The 18,971-nt window shown below is 49.1% G+C and carries 21 protein-coding genes; 1 reads left to right on the top strand and 20 read right to left on the bottom strand.

The features are described from left to right. Positions 1-9: 9 nt before the first annotated feature. Genes QM717_RS12540 through QM717_RS12550 form a run of 3 tightly spaced genes read right to left on the bottom strand, consistent with a single transcriptional unit; the run spans position 10 to position 1,338 of the window. Positions 10-444, bottom strand: a complete 435-nt coding sequence (locus QM717_RS12540) for a VOC family protein (protein ID WP_415037808.1) — start codon at positions 442-444, stop codon at positions 10-12. After that, complete coding sequence (locus tag QM717_RS12545; protein ID WP_415037810.1) at positions 425-931, bottom strand: DinB family protein; 507 nt, start codon at positions 929-931, stop codon at positions 425-427. Before QM717_RS12545 ends, QM717_RS12540 begins: the two co-directional genes overlap by 20 nt. Continuing rightward, positions 931-1,338, bottom strand: coding sequence for a VOC family protein (locus QM717_RS12550; protein WP_415037811.1), 408 nt, complete (start codon positions 1,336-1,338; stop codon positions 931-933). The genes QM717_RS12545 and QM717_RS12550 overlap by 1 nt, the downstream gene beginning before the upstream one ends. Before the next feature lie 161 nt (positions 1,339-1,499). On the opposite strand from QM717_RS12550, the gene QM717_RS12555 reads away from it, so the two are divergent. After that, on the top strand, positions 1,500-2,483 hold the full coding sequence (locus QM717_RS12555; protein ID WP_415037813.1) for a GlxA family transcriptional regulator: 984 nt from the start codon (positions 1,500-1,502) through the stop codon (positions 2,481-2,483). 196 nt (positions 2,484-2,679) lie between these two features. Here QM717_RS12555 and QM717_RS12560 read toward each other — a convergent pair whose 3' ends face one another. From QM717_RS12560 to QM717_RS12640, 17 genes are all read right to left on the bottom strand, one after another. Then, the gene (locus tag QM717_RS12560) at positions 2,680-3,138 is read right to left on the bottom strand and encodes a nuclear transport factor 2 family protein (RefSeq protein ID WP_415037815.1); all 459 of its coding nucleotides are present in this window, start codon (positions 3,136-3,138) and stop codon (positions 2,680-2,682) included. Then, positions 3,138-3,746: a T9SS type A sorting domain-containing protein gene (locus QM717_RS12565; protein ID WP_415037817.1), complete on the bottom strand. Its 609-nt coding sequence runs from the start codon at positions 3,744-3,746 to the stop codon at positions 3,138-3,140. Before QM717_RS12565 ends, QM717_RS12560 begins: the two co-directional genes overlap by 1 nt. Before the next feature lie 89 nt (positions 3,747-3,835). Continuing rightward, complete coding sequence (locus QM717_RS12570; RefSeq protein ID WP_415037819.1) at positions 3,836-4,267, bottom strand: GNAT family N-acetyltransferase; 432 nt, start codon at positions 4,265-4,267, stop codon at positions 3,836-3,838. 33 nt (positions 4,268-4,300) lie between these two features. Further along, complete coding sequence (locus QM717_RS12575; RefSeq protein WP_415037821.1) at positions 4,301-5,209, bottom strand: alpha/beta fold hydrolase; 909 nt, start codon at positions 5,207-5,209, stop codon at positions 4,301-4,303. A gap of 67 nt (positions 5,210-5,276) precedes the next feature. Then, a complete protein-coding gene (locus QM717_RS12580) occupies positions 5,277-6,095 on the bottom strand; it encodes a DUF4249 domain-containing protein (protein WP_415037823.1) in 819 nt (272 codons plus the stop codon). Between the two features lie 10 nt (positions 6,096-6,105). Next, positions 6,106-8,496 (bottom strand): TonB-dependent receptor, encoded by a 2,391-nt coding sequence (locus tag QM717_RS12585; RefSeq protein WP_415037825.1) that lies wholly within the window; start codon positions 8,494-8,496, stop codon positions 6,106-6,108. A 651-nt stretch (positions 8,497-9,147) separates the two neighbouring features. Next, positions 9,148-9,729: a Crp/Fnr family transcriptional regulator gene (locus tag QM717_RS12590; RefSeq protein ID WP_415037827.1), complete on the bottom strand. Its 582-nt coding sequence runs from the start codon at positions 9,727-9,729 to the stop codon at positions 9,148-9,150. Between the two features lie 11 nt (positions 9,730-9,740). Beyond that, on the bottom strand, positions 9,741-10,562 hold the full coding sequence (locus QM717_RS12595; protein WP_415037828.1) for a LytR/AlgR family response regulator transcription factor: 822 nt from the start codon (positions 10,560-10,562) through the stop codon (positions 9,741-9,743). A gap of 81 nt (positions 10,563-10,643) precedes the next feature. After that, positions 10,644-11,417 carry a hypothetical protein gene (locus tag QM717_RS12600; RefSeq protein ID WP_415037830.1) on the bottom strand — a complete coding sequence of 258 codons (774 nt, stop codon included), beginning with the start codon at positions 11,415-11,417 and terminating at the stop codon, positions 10,644-10,646. A gap of 96 nt (positions 11,418-11,513) precedes the next feature. Then, positions 11,514-11,732, bottom strand: coding sequence for a hypothetical protein (locus QM717_RS12605; RefSeq protein WP_415037832.1), 219 nt, complete (start codon positions 11,730-11,732; stop codon positions 11,514-11,516). Between the two features lie 4 nt (positions 11,733-11,736). After that, positions 11,737-12,750 carry a hypothetical protein gene (locus tag QM717_RS12610; RefSeq protein WP_415037833.1) on the bottom strand — a complete coding sequence of 338 codons (1,014 nt, stop codon included), beginning with the start codon at positions 12,748-12,750 and terminating at the stop codon, positions 11,737-11,739. Positions 12,751-12,789: 39 nt separating this feature from the next. Then, on the bottom strand, positions 12,790-13,908 hold the full coding sequence (locus QM717_RS12615; RefSeq protein ID WP_415037835.1) for an ABC transporter permease: 1,119 nt from the start codon (positions 13,906-13,908) through the stop codon (positions 12,790-12,792). 12 nt (positions 13,909-13,920) lie between these two features. Continuing rightward, positions 13,921-15,027, bottom strand: a complete 1,107-nt coding sequence (locus QM717_RS12620; protein ID WP_415037837.1) for an ABC transporter permease — start codon at positions 15,025-15,027, stop codon at positions 13,921-13,923. Between the two features lie 16 nt (positions 15,028-15,043). After that, positions 15,044-15,799, bottom strand: a complete 756-nt coding sequence (locus tag QM717_RS12625) for an ABC transporter ATP-binding protein (RefSeq protein WP_415037838.1) — start codon at positions 15,797-15,799, stop codon at positions 15,044-15,046. Further along, positions 15,796-16,776 carry an ABC transporter ATP-binding protein gene (locus QM717_RS12630; RefSeq protein WP_415037839.1) on the bottom strand — a complete coding sequence of 327 codons (981 nt, stop codon included), beginning with the start codon at positions 16,774-16,776 and terminating at the stop codon, positions 15,796-15,798. Before QM717_RS12630 ends, QM717_RS12625 begins: the two co-directional genes overlap by 4 nt. A 1-nt stretch (position 16,777) precedes the next feature. Beyond that, positions 16,778-17,668: an HlyD family secretion protein gene (locus tag QM717_RS12635; protein WP_415037841.1), complete on the bottom strand. Its 891-nt coding sequence runs from the start codon at positions 17,666-17,668 to the stop codon at positions 16,778-16,780. 12 nt (positions 17,669-17,680) lie between these two features. Then, complete coding sequence (locus tag QM717_RS12640; protein ID WP_415037843.1) at positions 17,681-18,934, bottom strand: TolC family protein; 1,254 nt, start codon at positions 18,932-18,934, stop codon at positions 17,681-17,683. Positions 18,935-18,971 lie beyond the last annotated feature (37 nt).

The following is an 18,971-nucleotide window of genomic DNA, read 5'->3' on the forward strand; positions in this document are numbered from 1 at the left end:
CCTCAAAAATCAATAACGCTCAAACCGGATGAGCCAATGGTTTCCGAATTTATCGCGCAAATTGCCAAACAAATCACCCCAAAATGAATCCTCGAGCGGATGCGTCTGCTGGCCGTCGGCAGATAACTTTTGGTAGGCCGAACGCGCTTCGTCCTCAGAATCGCAGTCGAGCAACATCGCCACGGCATTGCCCTTAACGATTTGGGTTTCATTGCCCATATCGGTCGCCACGAGCGTGAAATCGCCTTTGGTCAGCATCGCCTGTACGACAATCGTTTTCATGTGGCATGGTATTTTGCCCGACATCGGCAAGTCGCCAATGGTTTCCAGCACCAGTTCACCACCGAGACAATCGCGGTAAAACGTCATCGCTTCGCGGCAATTGCCGTTAAAGGTCAAATACGAACTGATGCTGGGCATTGGGTTATGGATTGAGTCGCGCATAAATGTGCTCGAGTTGGTGCGTGTGCCGTTGGGCATGCGCCATCATGAAATCGAGCATTTCATAGATCGTGAGCGTACCGAATTGCGGCATTTCGAAATCGAGTAAGCTCAGCGTCAGGTCGTTTTTGTCGGCCACGTCGAGCAATTCGGTTTCGATTTGGCGCAGGCCGATGATCAATTTCGTTTGCGCATGCACCGTTTTGGTTGGCAGGATGAAATCGGGCGACTGGAACTTGATCGAAAAATCGAGGAACAAATCGCGCAGCGGTTGGGCTTTGGCATTGTACGCACGCGTGGTCACTTCGGTTTTTCCGGCCACGAGCCGCGGCATGCCCGACAGTCCTTTGGTGATGTGTTCGGCGACCTGGCCCGCGGTCCAACTGCCTTCGAACGGAACGACATCGATTTGGCTTTGGTCGAATCGCGACACGACGTCCATCAATTTTCCCAAACTTTGCCTGATGTTGCTTTGGACTTCGGCTTTCATCAGTTCTGCGGAATGGCTGCCGGATCCATCCAGAAATAACTCCATACGTGTCCGTCCAAATCCTGGAATTCACGCGCATACATAAAACCGTGGTCTTGCGTCGGCGCCGATTCCTTGCCGCCGGCTTCGATGCCACGGTTGAAAATGTCGTCTACGGCTTGGCGGCTGTCGCACGAAAAAGCGTTCATGACTTCAATGGCCTTGGTGGTGTCGGTGATTTCGCGCGAAGTGAAATCCTTGAAGCGCGGCTCGGTGAGCAGCATCGCATAGATGTGTTCGGAGATGATCATGCAGGTGCCGCTCTCGTCGGTGAATCCTTTGTTGAACGTGTAGCCGACCTTGGTGAAAAATTCGATGGATTTTTGCAAATCCTTGACGGCGAAATTGATGAATACTTTGGTTTCCATAAGGTTGTTTTTATTGTTGTTGTGAATATAGCAAAGGTATTCCAGATGGCACAACGATACGACGTGCAAAACCGACTTAAGCAAGGGTTGATTGCGACAAACGGTTTGGCTATATTTGTCTGGCAAACAATTAATAATCAAACCATCAATCAATCCAAGCTATGAAACACATATCAGTACTGGTCCCGCTCGGCCACGCGAGTTTGCCCAACATCGACGGCACGCACCAAATCCTTTCCGACGTCAACAATTTCGGCGCGCGCATGGGCATTCCCAAAATGTTCGAGGTACAGCTCGTCGGCATTTCGAATGAAGTCATCCAGCGCAACGGCCGTTTTACGATCCAACCCGATTGCCTGATCGGCGATGTCAAGAAAACCGATCTCATCATCATTCCCGCCGTGCACGGCGACATGAAAGAAGCCATCGAAAACAACGCCGAATTCCTGCCTTGGATCACCAAGCAATACCACAACGGCGCGGAAGTCGCAAGTTTGTGTATCGGCGCGTTCCTTTTGGCTGCAACCGGATTGCTGACGGGCAAACGCTGCGCAACGCATTGGGCCGAAGTCCACAAATTTCAGCAAATGTTCCCCGACGTGCACGCGATCGACGACAAAATCATCACGCACGAAGACCGCATCTACACCAGCGGCGGTGCCTATTCGTTCGTCAATCTATTGGTCTATTTGATCGAGAAATACGCCGGACGCGAAATGGCGATCGTCATTTCCAAAGCCTACATGATCGACATCGATCGTTACAGCCAGTCGCCGTTCATCATGTTCCAAGGCCAGAAAGACCACGACGACGAGGCGATCCAAAAGGCGCAGCAATACATTGAGGAGAAATTCGAGGACAAGATTACCGTCGAGGAACTCGCCGACAAATTCGCAGTCGGGCGCAGGACCTTGGAAAGAAGATTCAAGAAAGCCACCGGAAACACGGTCGTCGAATACATGCAGCGCGTCAAGATCGAGGCCGCCAAACGCAGTTTCGAGACGAGCCGCAAGAACATCAGCGAGGTCATGTTCGACGTGGGCTACACCGATACGAAAGCCTTCCGCGACGTGTTCAAGAAAATCACGGGACTCACGCCGGTCGAGTACCGCAACAAGTACAACCGCGGCATGGTGGCGGCTTAATGATTTGGGCGTTGTCTTCGGCCGCGCTTTCCGCTATCTCTTTTATTGCTTTGCTTCACAAAAGGCACTAACGCAGCCGTGTCCGTCATTTAAAGTTGAAATTAGGTAATAAAGTAAGCCACGAATTGTACCCATTTTCTCGAATAGATTTGTGAAGATTCGTGTGATTCGTGGCGAAAAATACCGCAAGGTTTTTTTAATGCAAACTCACCACTTTTTCAATTTTCCAGTTTCCGTGGTCGTTGTGCCAGAAAATAATGAATTTGCTGTCGTGCGGCACCGCGTCGGGTTCGGCCTTGTTGCGGAACTGGTGCAGTCCCATTTCGATCGCGCCCCAATCCTTGATCGGATACACTTCGATGCTGCCCGGTTTTAAATGCCGCGTGACTTTGCCGCAGATGTTCTTCTTCGTCGCCTCGACCGTTTCTTTTTTGGAAGTCGACAAACCGCCCTTGTCGTGGTAAAACTCCAGGTTTTCTGCATAGAAATCGCCATACACCTTGAGTTTGTTGTCACAATGGTTGTAGGCGTCAAAGAAAACACTGTCGAGCCTGACGATGGTTTGGTACAAGACCGGGTCGTCCGGGACGTATTTGTTTTGCGCCGAAAGACTTCCGAACAGCAATAGCGCAAGAAATGGAAATGGGATTCTCATTATTCCACGATGATTTTGTCGACCCAAATGCCTTCTGCCGAAAACAACTTGATCAGGTATAACCCTTTGGGAAGTTCCGATAAATCGATTTGCGGTTGCGGCTGGAATTCCTTGATTTGTTTTCCGGTCACATCGAAAAGTACAATTTTATCGAGGTTTTCGTTGCCGATGTGCAGTATTCCGTTGGTCGGGTTCGGATACAAAATGGCTTTGGTTTTTGCAAATTGTTGGGTTTTCAATGCAGGTGGCGCTACATAAACGGTCTGTACAAATTCCGATTCGCCGGTGGTGTAAACCGCAGTAACATGCGCGTAATAACCTTGTGATTCTTCAAGATTGTACTCCAAAAGGGAGTAGTCATTGGAGCCCTGCGGCAAATGGAATAAATTGGTGCTTCCGGTATGAAACAGGTACAATTCATTCTCGCGGTAAATGTTGTAACCGAGCAGTTCGTCATGCGGCGCAGTCGGTTCTTCCCAACTCAATTCGTAAAAATTGTTCGGGGTGAGGTATTGTTGCCAATGGTTGAGGTTGTTGACCGGATTCATTTGTCCGGACGCCACAACGGCAATCAGCAAAAAAGAAAATAAAAAAGTAGTTTTGTGCATAAGCGTTTGGTTTTAAAGGTGGTTGAAAAGTTCCCACTAAGGTAATTTTTTTTTGAATCGGAAATGCTTTTCGGTTGAAATTTAATGGTTTAACTTTCGAATTGCATCAGATACGACGAATCGTCTTCCCCGATGATTTTAAAACCCATCCGCAAATACAATTCTTTCGCGGGATTTTGTTTTAAGACACTCAACGAGATTTGCTTGTTGCGGTTTAACGAATTTTCGATCACCGATTGGATAATTTGCCTGCCGATTCCTTTTCCTTGAAATTGCGGATCGATTTGCACTTGTACGATTTCTACATTATTTTCTTTTTCGTCGAGTTTCAAAAGCCCAATATTTTGGCCCTTGTAAAGGATGATTTTCGCCTGGTCGAAAAGATAATTGACCCGCAACAATTGGTCTTCGTCACGCAATGAAATTCCTGAATTGATCAGGTGGTTTTCCATCGTCGCTTTTCGCAACCAAACGAGGTAATCCTTGTCACTTTCGGTTGCTGTTCGGTATGTTATTGTCATTTGATGTGTCATCAATTTTGGTTTGGTTTCAGTCTAACGGGAATTTGGAATCTGCGACCCGATGTATTCCATCGCTTTCGCATACGTCTCAATGCCGTGCCCGACATTGGCAAACACCTTGATTTCCTTGAGCGTACTGATTTTATCCTGCGCCTGTCTGATCGAACGCTCAAACGGGAACAACAAATCGCGGTCGCCCAGCAGCAAATAGGTCGGGACATTTACCCCGCGCAATTCATTGTCCATGTCATACGGTTTCTGCGTTTGGTCGGCGTAGCGCGTCATCGCAAAATGTTCGTAGTCGATCAGCAGCTTTTGGGCCGCTTCCGAAAGTTGGTGGTTCGGCTTGCAGAAAATGGCTTTGTCGAGGAATTTTTTGATGTTGGCGTGCGTCGGGACAATCAATGGCAATAAATTGTAATACAGATTTTTAGCGCTGAGCGAAAAAGACTGTAGGCAACCCGGATTGAGCAGGAAAACCGATTTGATTTTTTCGGGATTCGTGATCGCGAGTTTCATACAAATGAGCCCGCCGAATGAAGCCCCGGCCACGAAAGCCTTGTCGATGTTGAGTTTTTCAATTACTTCATTGGCCCATTCCCCATAATCGAGCGAACGAATGTCGGGCGTATGGCCGTCGCTGAGGTTGGGCAATCCGTTGGTTTCCACCAAAAAAAGACGCAGGTTTTTCCCGAGATGAGCGAGGTTGTTGTCGAAATCCCAAAACAGCGCCGTGGTACGCGCGCCCGGGAAAACGACGAGCGTTTCGGCATTTTGGTCTTCGGTGTTCAACCCCCAGACATGCGTGATGCCGAGTGGGGTTTTTACTTCCATTCGTTCGTACTGCTTTCCGTTGGCGATTTCGAGATCGTTTACCCAATCGTCAAACCAGGCCAAATCGCGTCGGATGTCCTTGAAATGGGATTTTCTTTTGATTTCCATAAAGGGATAATTTAAGCCGCCGGGGAGACAAAATTAATCATAATCTCTGCCCCGACGGCCGTTTTTTTTATTGGATGGTGTATTCGAGTCGGTCTACTTCCGAGAGTCGGAAATACCCGAGCGCAAAATTGGTTTTGTTGGTCTGGTTGACGATGTTCCCGCGCACATTGGCCGGAGTGGTTTGCCACGGTCCGCCATCACCAGATGCCGCCTGTAGCAAGATGTTCATGTAATTCATGTACGGCTCGGAAATGCCGTAAAGCGTGAGTTTCAATTGCTGGCCGGGGGTCAAATCCTCATGGCTGAAATAGCCGAAATTCTGGTTGCCCTGCGTGAATTCGTCGTCCCAGACATCGTAATCGGGATACGGCAAAACCGGTGCGATGGCGCTCGTCATATAGAAATTGTCCTCGGCCCCGTTGTCGTTGAAATAATATTTGACTTCGATTTCGTCGCCTTCAAATCCGCCTTCATTGCTTTGGTTGACATAGTCGATTTCAGGTACGCCGATCAGCGTCTCCGAAGCGGTATAAGTTTGCCCGCCCGTTTGGATGGTCAACGTATATTTCTCGCCGATGACGGGGACAAAATCATTACACACGTAGTTGCCCGTTCCCGGTGTTTCGGTAAAGGTAAAAACAGTGTTGCTGCTGTTGGTGACGGTCACTTCGGCACCAGAAACCGCCGGATAGAGGTATTCGTAATAACCGGTCGTCATGCTCAGTTTGATGGTCTGCTGGCTTCCATCGGTTCCTTTCTGCCAGTCGAGCTGGGCATCGATGACCAAGCGCGACGGGGCCGTGTCGAGGTCAACGTGTACGGTGTCTTCACAACCGATGTTCAAGAATGCGGTGCATAACAGTGCGATATAAAGTAATGTCTTCATAATGTTTAAATTAAAATTTGAAATTGTAAGTGATGCTCGGGACCATCCCGAAAATTGACATTTGTTTGGCTTCGCTGAGCCCGCTGTCTTCGTTTTGTCCAAAGGACAACGAGGCGGCATTGGCGCGGTTGTACACGTTGTAGATGCTGAACACCCATTCGCTTTGCCAGCCTTTGGTTTTGTTCGGTTTGGGCGTATAAGTAGCCGAAATGTCGAGGTGGTGGTAGGCCGGGAGCGTGCTTTGGTTTCGACCTTCAAAAGTAGGAACCGTCATGCCGCCGAAACTGTATTTGCCATTCGGGAACGTTGCCGCCTTGCCCGATTGCAGCGTAAAAATCCCACCGAAGGACCATTTCTCGTTGAACTGGTAGGCCGTCGTCACCGACAAATTGTGCATTTTGTCATAGCTCGCGCGGTACCATTCGCCGTTGTTGATGCCTGTTTCGTTTGACGTCCGGCCCGGGGTTTGTTGCTCGGAGCGCGATAAAGTATAGGAAGCGAATCCGGTCAGCTTGCCTTCGTTTTTGCGGAACAAGACTTCCATTCCGTACGAACGTGCCTTTCCGTTCAAAATGACTTGCTCGATGTCGTTGTTGGCAATCAAATCGGCGCCGTCGATGTAATCGATACGGTTCTTGATTTTCTTGTAGAAGGTTTCCACCTCAATCGAATACGCATCGTCCTTGAAATTGCGGAAATAACCCAAAGCCACCTGGTCCAAGATCTCGGGCTTGATGTAATTGTCGCTCGGCGCCCAAACATCGAGCGGCGTAGCCGAAGCCGTGTTCGAAATCAAATGCAAATACTGACTCATGCGGTTGTAGCTCGCCTTGACCGATTGGTTGTCTGCCAATTGGTAGGCCACGGCCAATCGCGGTTCGAGGTTGTCGAAGCTCGCGATGATTTCATGCCCGGGATGGTATTCGGTACCGACGGGCTGGGCCTTTTCATAAATCTGGAAGGTATCGTTGAACGCCACCGCCTGTCCGTTGGCATAATGATTTTCCTTGTCGGCGATGCGGTAAAACATGCTGTAGCGCAAGCCGTAATTGATGGAAAGCTTATCGGTCAGTTCCTGTTCGGCCTGAATGTAAAGCGACGGTTCAAACGCGTATTTCTTGTCGAGCTGGCGGTAATTGATGCCCGAGTTTTCACCCAGTGGCGACACTTCGCCCGGATTGAATTCGTAATACATCGCACTGGCGCCATAACTGAGTTTGAGTTTGTCGCTCAGGTAATGCCGCAAATCGTACTTGAAATTGTAGTTCTTGATGCCCGATTCCCATTGCAAACCTTCGAAATCCAGGTCGAGACCGTAATGGTAATTGCTGTAGATCATCGACAGGTTCGAAAACAATTTGTCCGAAAACAAATGGTTCCAGCGCACATTCACGACCGAATTCCCATAGGTATTGCTGAAATCGTCGCCCAAACTAAACACATCGCGTCCGAAATAACCCGACAAAAACAAGTTGTTGTTCTCATTGAGTTTGTAGCTGACCTTGGTGTTGAGGTCGTAGAAATACGCCGAATTGTCATTGTCGGACAATTTCATGAACAGATGCGCATACGATCCGCGGCCTGCCACGAGATACGAACCTTGGCCTTTTACAATTGGGCCTTCGGCCATGAGTCGGCTCGAAATAAGCCCGATGCCGCCGTTCATGTGGAAGCCGTCCTTGTTGCCTTCCTTCTGGTAAATGTCCAACACCGAGGACACGCGACCGCCGAATTTGGCCGGAATTCCGCCTTTGTACAATTTGAGGTCCTTGATCGCATCGGGATTGAACACCGAGAAGAACCCGAAAAGGTGCGAGGAATTGTACACGGTAGCCTCGTCGAGCAAAATCAAATTCTGGTCTGCCGAGCCGCCACGCACATTAAACCCCGATGAGCCTTCGCCCGCATTGGTCACGCCCGGCAATTGCAGAATCGATTTGAGTACATCGACTTCGCCCAGAACCGCGGGCATTTTGCGGATTTCCTGGATCGTGAGTTTGTTCGTGCTCATTTCGGCTTTGCGCACATTGGTGATTTCGGGGCGGTTCGATTGGATGACCACCTCCACGAGCTGTTGGCTTTCGCTTTCCAACTGTACATTCTTGCGGATGTTTTCGTTGAGTTCGATGGTTTGCTCCAAGGTGTTGTAGCCGATGTAGCTCACCTGTAACGTGTAGGTTCCTTCGGGCAACGAAATCGAATAAAAGCCGTATTCGTTGGTCATGACGCCCGCCTTGAGCTCCTTGATACTGATGTTGACGCCGATGAGCGTTTCGTTTCCAGCCTTGTCGGAAATGGTTCCGCTCAGCGTAAATTTCTGTTTGCCGTCCTGGGCATTGGCGATGATGGCGAACAGGGAAAGTAGGATGGCCATCAGGTAGTGGTACATTGGATTCTTCATTTGTTGATTTTTTTTCCGCTGCGTTTGGTATTACCGAATGTCCGCTGGACATTCTCCTCTTAATATCAAATGCCTCGGGTTGATTAATTGATGATGATTTAAAATTGATTTTTGATGATTGATACTGATTTGATTTTTCGTTTTGATGGATGAGTTGAAACTTGAAATTTGAATTTTAAGAGGTCATGACTTTTCATTTTTGATGCAATGCGCTTGTTTATTTTTCTTCGGCAAAGGTATACCGATGAAAAAATGGAATCCTAGCATTTACAAGGGTTTAAAGCCGAAGTGTAGCGAATTTCACCTCGAACCAAAGCCCAAGTGTAGCATTTTTGGGGTTGAAATGCAGACGGTATTTCACCCTTTTTGGCGGAAAAGGAAGAATTGGTATTTTTCTGAAAGCGATTCGGATCAGAAAGAGGGACGAAAGGAAAATAAAAGGTTTTCATCGGTTGCTGTTTTGTCGGGACAAAGCAACGGTGAATGGAAATGATAAAAATTAAAGTAGTTTAAGAAAGACCGCTTAGCTGTTAGAGCCAAGACCGTTTCACTGCAAGAAGCAAGATTGAGCGCTATTTAAGTACTGTTAGAAAGTCTTTCAGCGAAGCGGTCTTGCAACGCAGTGGTCTTGGTTCTGGCAGCGCAGCCGGTCTATCTCCCAGCCAACTTGCGACGCAGCATACTCAAAAAAACCGGTGTGATGCCCAAATAGGCCGACATCTGTTTCTGCGACAACCGCTGTTCGAGCTGCGGGTATTTCTGGATGAAATTCAAATAGCGCTGCTCGGCGGTGAATGAAAGGTTCTGGTTGATGCGTTTTTCCTGTGCCACAAAGGCGTTCTGCAACAGGATGCGGAAGAAGCGGTCGAATTTTGGGACCCGCTCATACAAACGGTCGATGTTTTCCTTGGTGATCTGCAAAACTTCGGTGTCTTCGACCGCGTCGATGAAATAAGTCGCCGGGCTTTGGGTCAGGAAACTGTAGAAATCGCTGATCCACCAATCTTCCATCGCAAACATCACGACGTGTTCAAAACCATTGTCGTCGATCGTGTAGGTACGCAGGCAGCCTTTGGTGACAAAGGTTTCGTAGCGGCAAATGTCTCCCGGCTTGAGCAAATATTCTTTTTTCTTGATTGTTCGCGGCTGCAAGACCGACAAGAAGAAATCGGTTTCGATCGCATCGAGCTGGATGTGTTTGTTGATGTTCTGGAAAATCAAATCGGTGTCCATACTGCAAAGATTTAGAGTGCCGCGGCGTCCTGCTCGAACCATTTTTTGAAAGCCGGTGCCTTGAGTCGGCTCATCGGCAGCGAATCGGGCAACGGTTTTTGCGCCAGGGTCGTCAGCAGCAATTTGCTGTCCTCGATGCGTTTGAACGACACGATCGCGTTTCGGTGCAGGATGAATTTGCGGTTGACACGGAAAAAATACCGTTCGGGCAGTTTCTGTTCGAGGTTGTCGAGCGAACTGTCTACGATAAACGTCTTGAAATCGGCATTGATCAGATAGGTAAAACCGTCTTCGACAAAAAAACCGTGGATTTCCTTGAGTGAAAACTTGACGTTCTTGTCGCCGATCTTGAGGTTGATGCCTTCGGTCTTGAGCGTTTTTTCATCGGCGAGCCGTTGTTCCGATTGCTGCCAGATCTCGTAATACCGCATCAGGATATAAATGAAATTGACCGCTACGATCCACATCAGGAAAATCAATAAATCGTGCGTCCAGATGCCCGCCTGGTCTTTGGCGTAACGGTTTCCGGTGATGTACGGATGTCCGTTGGGCAGTACAATCGTCACGCCCACGCCGCCGATAAAGGTAAACAGGAACAATTTGATAAACTGCCTGCTCGAAAAATAATCGCCCTTGCTTTGCTGTTCGAGCGTCTTGATGATGAACCGCACGCCGAGCCAGGTAATGTAGGCGTTGGCCGTATCGATGGCAAAAGCGATCGCGAGTCCCGAATCATACACGATACCCGAATAGGTGACCAGGTAAGTCACAAACGTGAACACCGGTACAAGGACCAGGAACAGTTTTACATCTTTTTGCTTCCAGAAATTCATCGGCGGATTTTGATGAGATAAAAGTAAAAAAACCGAAACGGAATTTACCATTTCGGTTTTATTTTCTGCGGCCGTAAGCCATCAGATTTTTGGATAACCCAGCAAATACAAAACATGCGCCGGCCCCGATTTGACACGCGCGATTTCCCATTCGAAGTCGTCCTTGTGATCCAATTGCGAAACCAGTTCGTGCATTTCGGCGACCGAATAGGTGCGCAGCGAAGAAACGATGCCGTCCCACAATACAATCAAAGGAACAATCGGAATCAGGTACGTAAAAACAATGCGTCCCAACTTGAACGGCCGGATCAGCGGCGTGGTCAGCAAGACCGAAATCGGCGAGAAAATCATCGCAATGATGCTCGCCGCGCTGCGTTCCTGTCCTTCAAAAATAGCAATGGCGCTTTGGGCATCGACCGCATTCTGCAAAATCTGGCGCGCGTCATTGGGCCTGAAATGGTGGAACGACAAAAACTGCGTACGCAAACCCTTTAGTGTTTCAGGAACATGCATCGCATCGACCGAAGTCGCGATGAAATCAAAATTAGTCGCCTGTTTTTGGGTGTAGGCAAACGCATGCAGATTCGGATAGTAATCGGTCATCGTGATCTTGAGGTCGGGATGGGTCTTGCGCAACTCCTGGTTCACACGGATGAGCCCGCCGCCGCCGCCCGAGGCCAGATCGATGATGCGGTTGCCGCCGCTTTTTTGCAGTCCTTTCTCGATGACGGGCAAGACGCTTTGGAACATATTGGCCTTGTTCGAGAGGAATTGGAGGAAATCGGTGACGTAATTTCGGAGAAAAGTGGGAAACCATTGCTGGTCCTCAAATTCGAATAGATGGATTCTTTTCATTGTAGTTTGATTGATGGATTGTGGATGATTACCGTTTGTTGTCCGAATGCAAAAAATGTTTCACCGAATCGAAAAATAGTAAGATTGAAAGCCGAACTATTTCAATTCCTCGCATTTGAAATCGAACATCCCCATCATGCGCACCACAAATTCCGAAACGGGATGGATGCTGTTGATGCGCAGGATGCCGCCGTTGCTCCCGGGTGCAAAATGCCATTGGCGCACCGCATAGAGCAGGTCAAGGTACGGTTTTATTTTTTCGATGTCTTCCGGTTTTTCTGCCGAAGTTTTAAAAATGGACAGGATGGGTTTCATAGGATTATTTTGTTGATTTTTTGAATGATTTAAAATGGGGATTGTAGGAAAAGCCAAGCGTGAAATAACCCGTCGGATCCGGCGTGACCGACAACGTCTCGTTGTTGCCGCACTGGCCCAGTTCATAGATGTTGGAAGCAATCACATTCGAAATCCCGGCGCGCAGCGACGCGATGAATTGGTGGCTCAAATGGTGCTCGTAAGTAAAACCCGATTTGAGTTCGAACTGCCGGTAATCGTAAGTGTCGGCGAAAAAAGGCGAATTCGAATAGGCATAAAAATTATCGGCGTTGATTTCGGTACCGATCGACAGGCGGCCGTTGGCAAACATCGGTCGTTTGAGCATTGCGCGCTGCGGCAAGATCACATCGACAAACCAAGGTGAATTCTTGAAATGGTGCTCCACGGCCAAGGTCGGTAACACAGGAAGCTGTGCCGTCGGGTCGATGAAAGCCAACAAGCCAATACCGATCATCGTTTGCTGGTTGCGTTTGACGATCCAGGTGGCCGCGGCAAAACCCTTGACGCGCTCGGCCTGTTCTTCGCTGCCGTCCACAATCACACTCGCGTTGTAAATGATGAGTTTGCGGAACAAGGTCGAATAATAGGTAAAGCTCATCGCGGTCGACAGGTAATGAAAGTCGACCTTGTCCTGGCCAGCAGGCAGGGCGCTGTACAACGCGTCGGTGTTGGTGTCGCGCAACTCAAAAGCCTCGTAACGGTAATTGGCCGAAGCTGTGAGTTGCCATTTCGGGCGTTTGAGGACAGGAATGTTGGCCGCCAATGCCAAACGATAATGGTTGCTCATTTCGCCACTCCTGAAGCTGCGATCGTACAGTTCCGATTCGTAGTCGGTGGGCAAGTATTGTTGGTATTGCACATCGAAAGTACGTGTGACGGGAAAGCGGTCGGTGATCGCCGCCTGCGCCTTTTTCTTGATCGAATCGCTGACTTGCGCCTGCAGGTTTAGCCCCAGCAGCAAGGCGATTAAAAACAGTTTGATTTTGATGGGATTCATGATTTTGATTTCGATTGATAATTGATTTTGATTAAACGACTAATTCGTTTTTCGGTAATTGAGCACCGCCCATCCATTGAAAAATAGGGCAAATCCGATGATTGCGGCGAAATGCGGCAGCACATTTTGGAACGTACTTCCTTTGAGGATGAACATGCGCATCACATCGATCAGGTAACTCACCGGATTGAATTTCGAAACCCAGATCGCCCATTCGGGCATGCTCTCGATCGGTGTAAACAATCCGCCCATGAGCATAAAGATAAGCATGAAAAAGAACATGATCAGCATCGCCTGTTGTTGGGTTTCGCAATAGGTCGATACCAAAAGCCCGAATCCGAGTGCGGCCAACAGGTAAATCGCGATGAACGCGTACATGACCAGGATGTTTCCTTCGGGGATGATGCCGTAGACGAAACGCGCGAGCAGCAGGCCGATCGTGAACACGATGTTGGCCAGAATCCAGAACGGGATCAACTTGGCCAAAATGAAATGGTGTTTGCGGATCGGGGTTACGTTGATCTGTTCGATGGTCCCGATTTCCTTTTCCTTGACGATGTTGAGCGCCGTGAGGAAACCGCCGACCATCGTCACGAGCAAGGCCAGGATGCCCGGAACAAAATACAATTTGTAGTTGAGGTGCGGGTTGAACCAGTTGGCCGAAGTGATTTCGATTTGCGGCTGCGGGCCGATTTTAGCCGGCGTCAATAATTCCGCGCGAATGTTGTTGTTGAAATCGGCGATCGTCTGCGCGAGATAACTGCCACCAAGTCCGGCTTTGGAACCGTTGATGGCGTTGACGGCGATAAACAATTGTTGCGCATTTTCGCGGATGAGATTTCTTTCGAAGTCTTTGGGAATTTCGAGGATCAGGTCGGCTTTGTCGCTTTCGATGTTTTTCATGGCCAGATCGAACGAAGCGTCCGAACTCTGCAATTTGAAATAACCCGAGCTCGTGATTTTCGAAATCAATTGTCGCGAATAATCCGAATGGTCGTTGTCGACCACCGACAGGTTGATGTTCTTGACCTCATAATTCGCGGCCAACGGCAGGATCAAAAACTGGATCGTCGGCATGATGAAAATGATCGCGAGAATCGATTTGTTCCTGAAAATCTGGCGGAATTCTTTTCGGAGTAAAAAAAGTAATGTTTTCATGATTTCTCTTTTTTATTCGAGTCTGACTTTAAATTTTTTGAGGCTTACCACCAACAGGAATAAGGTAATTCCGGCCAGGATGGCCGTTTCTTTCCAAACCGCGCCAAAGCCGAGCCCTTTGATCATCACCGATTTGACGATGCTGTAATACCATTTCGACGGCACGACGTTCGAGAAAACCTGCAATACTTCGGGCATGTTTTCGATCGGGAACATGAAACCGCTGAAAATCATCGTCGGCATCAGCATGCCCACGAGTGAAACCAGCATGGCAACTTGTTGCGAAGCCGTATTGATTGAAATCAAAATGCCCAGCGTCAAACAACAGATGATAAATAATGCACTTTCGGCCACGAGCAGCAGCAGACTGCCTTTGATCGGCAAGTCCATCGCATAGACGCTCAAGACCAAAATCGTCGTGAGGTTGACCAGCGACAGGATGAAATAAGGCACCGCCTTCGACAAAATCACCATGATCGGGCGAAAGGGCGACACGAGTAAGATTTCCATCGTGCCGAGTTCCTTTTCCTTGACGATCGCAATGGCCGTCATCATCACGCAAATGAGCATCAGGACCATCGCCATCACGCCCGGGACAAAATTGTGGGCGCCTTTCATTTGCGGGTTGTACAGCATGCGTGTTTCGGGTTTGATTTGGTACGGCATCGCTTGATTGGTGTTCAATCCTCTTTGGTAATCCTGAATGATTGAGGTTGCATAATTGGTAATCGTAGTGGCCGTATTCGGGTCGGAGGCATCGGCGATGATTTGGACCTGGGCCTTGTGGGCGTGCATCAAATCATTGTTGAAATGGTCAGGAAAGACCACAGCCGCCTTGATTTTTCCGCCGCGGAATTGTTCCAGGATTTCCTTGGGCGACAACGGCGCCTTTTCGATTTCGAAATAACGGCTCGCTTCGAGTTTGGTGATGATGGCTTGCGAAGCCGCATCCTTGGCGTTGTCGACGACGACGATCTTGGAATTCTTGAGTTCATTTGTGAGCGCAAAACCGAACAGCGTAATCTGTACAATCGGCATCCCGAATAAAATGAAAAGCGTCTTGCGGTCGCGCAGCACGTGGTAAAATTCCTTGCGTACAAAAGTTAAAAATTGCTTCATCTTTTTCTTTTTTTAATTAATCGCCGCGTTTGGCCGCGCGGGCCAATTGGTAAAACACTTCGTCCATGTTGTCGGTATGGAACTGGTTCTTGAGTTCGGAAGGCGAGCCCAGCGCCGAGATGCTGCCGTCGACCATCATCGAGATGCGGTTGCAATATTCGGCCTCGTCCATGTAATGCGTCGTGACGAAAATCGTGATGCCGCGTTGGGCTGCCTCGTAGATCAAGTCCCAGAACTGGCGACGTGTCACGGGATCGACCCCGCCGGTCGGTTCATCGAGGAAGACAATTTCGGGATCGTGGAACACGGCGGTCGAGAAGGCGAGCTTCTGTTTCCAGCCCAGCGGCAATCCGCCGACGAGTTTTTTGGCTTCTTTCTGCAAACCCAAAGTCTGGATCAACTGGTCGCTTTTGTCGGCAATCTGTTGGCGCGACAATCCGTAGATGCCGCCAAAGAATTCGAGGTTTTCGAGCACGGTTAAATCTTCGTACAGCGAAAATTTCTGGCTCATGTAACCGATGTGTTTCTTGATCTGCTCGGTTTGTTTGTACACATCGAATCCCGCAATGGTTGCCGAACCCGAGGTGGGAACCGACAGCCCGCACAGCATGCGCATCGCCGTGGTTTTTCCCGCACCGTTCGCGCCAAGGAACCCGAAAATTTCGCCTTTTTCGACTTCAAAACTGATTTCTTTCACGGCCGTGAAGTCGCCGAAACGCTTGCAGATTTTGTCGGCCTTGATCGATAATTCGGTTGGGTCTAGCGTTTTCATGACGACAGTAAATGGATGAAACAATCTTCGATCGTCGGTTGGGTTTCCTTGACTTCGACCCCGATCAGTTTTTCCTCGTGCAGGTATTGCATGATTTCCTGGAGGTTATTCGGGTTTAGCTTCGCTCCGTTCTGCTCCGCCTCGGGTTTCTTTTTCATGGAAAGGTGAGCGTATTCGCCGAAAGCATAACTGTTGGAAGCTTTCTCCCATTTTTTCAACGCTTTTAAAAGTGGGTACATGTGGGTTGCTTTTACATTGTATAGTGTGGTTGGATAGGAATTGATAATATTCTCCGGTGTATCGATCGACAGGATTTTTCCCTGTTGTACGAGTGCAATCCGGTCGCACATCGTCGCTTCGTCCATATAAGGCGTCGACACGACAATGGTGATGTGCTGTTCTTTGAGCCGTTTGAGCATTTCCCAGAATTCCTTGCGCGACACCGGATCGACACCGGTCGTGGGTTCGTCGAGAAACAGGACGGTAGGTTTGTGGATCAGGGCGCAGCAAAGTGCGAGTTTCTGTTTCATCCCGCCAGAGAGTTTCCCGGCGCGTCGGTCCTTGAATTTCTCGATCTGCACGTAAATGTCCTCAATCAGGTGGTAATTCGCTTCGACGGTCGTATTGAAAATGGTCGCGAAGAAATGCAGGTTTTCGGCGATGGTCATGTCCTGATACAATGAGAACTTACCGGGCATGTAACCCACATTGTTGCGGATTTGCTTGTAATCCTTGACAATGTCGAGCCCGTCTACCAATGCAACGCCATCGTCCGGCACGAGCAAGGTTGTGAGCATGCGGAACAGGCTGGTCTTTCCCGCACCGTCGGGTCCGATGAGCCCGAACAATTCCCCACGCTTGACCTCGAACGAAACCGAATCTACGGCAACGACTTCTTTGTTTTTGCCATAGGTCTTGGTCAGGTTTTGCACCGATACGGCGATTTCAGGTAAAGTGTTGTTGGCTAGCGTTTCCATGTCAGAATTTGATTTCGCCGTACATCCCGATCTTGAGCAGCCCGTCATTTTTGACCTTGACCTTGACCGCATACACGAGGTTGGCGCGTTCGTCTTTGGTCTGGATGGTCTTTGGCGTGAATTCGGCCTTGTCGCTGATCCATTCAATCGTTCCTTCGTAGCTTTTGTAGTTTTCGGCATCGGCATCGACAAACACCTTGACCTTTTGCCCGATCTTGGCTTTGGCGAATTGGTCGCCGGTCAGGTAAGCCCGCAAGGTAATGGTCGTCATGTTGGCGATTTTGTACAACGGTTTTCCCATCGCGGTCATTTCGTTGGCCTCGGCGTATTTGGTGATCACGCTGCCTTCGACATCGTTGACGATTTCCGATTTGGCGAGCTGGTCCTTGATTTGGGCCAGTTGCGCCTGAAGCGCTTGGGCTTCGTCGCTCAAACTCGAAGTAGTCGTGCCGAGCGAAGTTTGCTGCGCCGTAATTCGCTTGCGGATGACATTGATCTGGCTCGTCGCATCGTCGAGTTGTTTTTGCGTCGCGGCGTCGGCCTTGACCAGGTTCGCGATGCGTTGTTGTTCTTGTCTCGCATGCCGGAGTTCTTCCTGCAAGGCAGCGGTCTCTGCGGCAATGTTGGGTTTTCGGCTCAGTACGGCGTTGATTTGCGCCTCGATCTGTCTTTTCTGCAACGAAAGCTGGACCGTATCGATGTAACCGATGGTCTGTCCGGCCTGCAATTGCTGGCCTTCCTCGATGTTGAGTGTTTTGATGAGCCCGCTGGCTTCGGCCGAAACGATGGTTTCCACAGCCTCAAAAGTGCCGCTGGCGTCAAATTGATTGTCTTTGTTGCCGCACGAAGCGAGTGTCAGGGCGGCGATTGTAGTGGTGATTAGTGTTCTCATTTTTGATTTTGATTAATTTCCTCGGGTTATTTTTTCACGGTATTGGGCGAGCAGCAATTCGGTTTCGTGTGTGCTCTTGTTTTGTCTGGCCTGGTTTTCCTCGTTGACCTCGCGCAGGTAGTCGCTCGAATCGATGACTCCGTTCTGCAGTTGTGCGAGGGCCGCTTTCTTGACATTCGAACGCAGCGCAATGATTTCGCCGTCGACCTTTAAGTATTCCTGCAATTTGTTGATTTCGGCATTTTGCAGTTGGAGCGACTGGTTGGTGTTGAACAGGAAGGTTTCCTTGTCGGATGCTGTACTGAGTTTGTTGAGGTCGAGGATTGCCTTCTGTTTCTTTTTGGTGTGCGTCAAATTCCAGGTCATGCGCAATCCGCCGATGTAGAAATCCTGAACGCCTTCCTCGAACATGTTGAGCCCAGGGTTGCCCATGCCGGCCTGTACAAAGAAATTCAGTTTCGGACGGCTGTCGGAGGTGATCAATTTCTTTTCGAGTTCGAAACTTTCCGTCTGGAAGTTGAACATCGCGAGTTCGGGACGGTTGATGGCTGATGAAACCAATGGGGTTTGCGGCTTTTGCAATTCGGTATTTTCCGGAAGTTCCTCGCCGATAAACAACCCGAGCATTTGCAGGTAAGCCTTTTTGTTGCTGCGCAGTGCAATCGCATTTTGTTCGACTTTGAGCAATTCGGCTTTCAATAGATCGGCGTTGCTGCGGAAAGCGGTCCCGTTGGCGATTTGCGCCTCGACCGATTTCAACCCGATTTGAAGGTCGTTTTTGAGCAAACCGTTTTGTTTCTGTTGCTCGTTGTTGATCAAAATCCCGAAATACAAATTGATGATGCGTTCCCGGAGCTCATACAAACCCACTTCGAGTTTTTGGGTCTCGACATTGCGTTTGGCATTTTCGGAATTCTTGAGTTGCTTGATTTTTCCGCCGTCGTAAAGGAGCTGGGTCATCTCTGCATAGGCTTTGTATTGCAGGTTTTCCTGTGTCGGCATGTCGATTCCGGGAATCGATACGGGGATTTCCGTCACATCCGATTGATACGTCATTTGGCCGTTGGCGCTGAGTTGCGGCAGGTAGCCTTTGCTGATGTTTTCGAGTGTGAACGCACGGCTTTGGGCGATCAAGTCCCTTTTTTGGGTGAGCGGATAGTTTTGCTCTGCGGCCAATTGGCATTGTTCCAGGGTGAGCGATTTTGCGGTCTGCGCATTGATGAGTGGCGGCAGGCTGAGCATCATGAGGATAAATAACTGTTTCATTTTTTGATGGAGGTGTGAGTTAAATAAATATTTTAAT

It is taken from the genome of Flavobacterium sp., assembly GCF_047602195.1.
Taxonomy (GTDB): domain Bacteria; phylum Bacteroidota; class Bacteroidia; order Flavobacteriales; family Flavobacteriaceae; genus Flavobacterium.

What these genes read in the sequence shown, in the direction of transcription:
- QM717_RS12550 (WP_415037811.1), bottom strand. Translation starts at nt 1,338, where the DNA reads ATGGAAACCAAAGTATTCATCAATTTCGCCGTCAAGGATTTGCAAAAA.
- QM717_RS12540 (WP_415037808.1), bottom strand. Translation starts at nt 444, where the DNA reads ATGCGCGACTCAATCCATAACCCAATGCCCAGCATCAGTTCGTATTTG.
- QM717_RS12590 (WP_415037827.1), bottom strand. Translation starts at nt 9,729, where the DNA reads ATGGACACCGATTTGATTTTCCAGAACATCAACAAACACATCCAGCTC.
- QM717_RS12630 (WP_415037839.1), bottom strand. Translation starts at nt 16,776, where the DNA reads ATGGAAACGCTAGCCAACAACACTTTACCTGAAATCGCCGTATCGGTG.
- QM717_RS12575 (WP_415037821.1), bottom strand. Translation starts at nt 5,209, where the DNA reads ATGGAAATCAAAAGAAAATCCCATTTCAAGGACATCCGACGCGATTTG.
- QM717_RS12615 (WP_415037835.1), bottom strand. Translation starts at nt 13,908, where the DNA reads ATGAAAACATTACTTTTTTTACTCCGAAAAGAATTCCGCCAGATTTTC.
- QM717_RS12620 (WP_415037837.1), bottom strand. Translation starts at nt 15,027, where the DNA reads ATGAAGCAATTTTTAACTTTTGTACGCAAGGAATTTTACCACGTGCTG.
- QM717_RS12600 (WP_415037830.1), bottom strand. Translation starts at nt 11,417, where the DNA reads ATGAAAAGAATCCATCTATTCGAATTTGAGGACCAGCAATGGTTTCCC.
- QM717_RS12610 (WP_415037833.1), bottom strand. Translation starts at nt 12,750, where the DNA reads ATGAATCCCATCAAAATCAAACTGTTTTTAATCGCCTTGCTGCTGGGG.
- QM717_RS12545 (WP_415037810.1), bottom strand. Translation starts at nt 931, where the DNA reads ATGAAAGCCGAAGTCCAAAGCAACATCAGGCAAAGTTTGGGAAAATTG.
- QM717_RS12605 (WP_415037832.1), bottom strand. Translation starts at nt 11,732, where the DNA reads ATGAAACCCATCCTGTCCATTTTTAAAACTTCGGCAGAAAAACCGGAA.
- QM717_RS12595 (WP_415037828.1), bottom strand. Translation starts at nt 10,562, where the DNA reads ATGAATTTCTGGAAGCAAAAAGATGTAAAACTGTTCCTGGTCCTTGTA.
- QM717_RS12625 (WP_415037838.1), bottom strand. Translation starts at nt 15,799, where the DNA reads ATGAAAACGCTAGACCCAACCGAATTATCGATCAAGGCCGACAAAATC.
- QM717_RS12640 (WP_415037843.1), bottom strand. Translation starts at nt 18,934, where the DNA reads ATGAAACAGTTATTTATCCTCATGATGCTCAGCCTGCCGCCACTCATC.
- QM717_RS12570 (WP_415037819.1), bottom strand. Translation starts at nt 4,267, where the DNA reads ATGACAATAACATACCGAACAGCAACCGAAAGTGACAAGGATTACCTC.
- QM717_RS12560 (WP_415037815.1), bottom strand. Translation starts at nt 3,138, where the DNA reads ATGAGAATCCCATTTCCATTTCTTGCGCTATTGCTGTTCGGAAGTCTT.
- QM717_RS12580 (WP_415037823.1), bottom strand. Translation starts at nt 6,095, where the DNA reads ATGAAGACATTACTTTATATCGCACTGTTATGCACCGCATTCTTGAAC.
- QM717_RS12585 (WP_415037825.1), bottom strand. Translation starts at nt 8,496, where the DNA reads ATGAAGAATCCAATGTACCACTACCTGATGGCCATCCTACTTTCCCTG.
- QM717_RS12565 (WP_415037817.1), bottom strand. Translation starts at nt 3,746, where the DNA reads ATGCACAAAACTACTTTTTTATTTTCTTTTTTGCTGATTGCCGTTGTG.
- QM717_RS12555 (WP_415037813.1), top strand. Translation starts at nt 1,500, where the DNA reads ATGAAACACATATCAGTACTGGTCCCGCTCGGCCACGCGAGTTTGCCC.
- QM717_RS12635 (WP_415037841.1), bottom strand. Translation starts at nt 17,668, where the DNA reads ATGAGAACACTAATCACCACTACAATCGCCGCCCTGACACTCGCTTCG.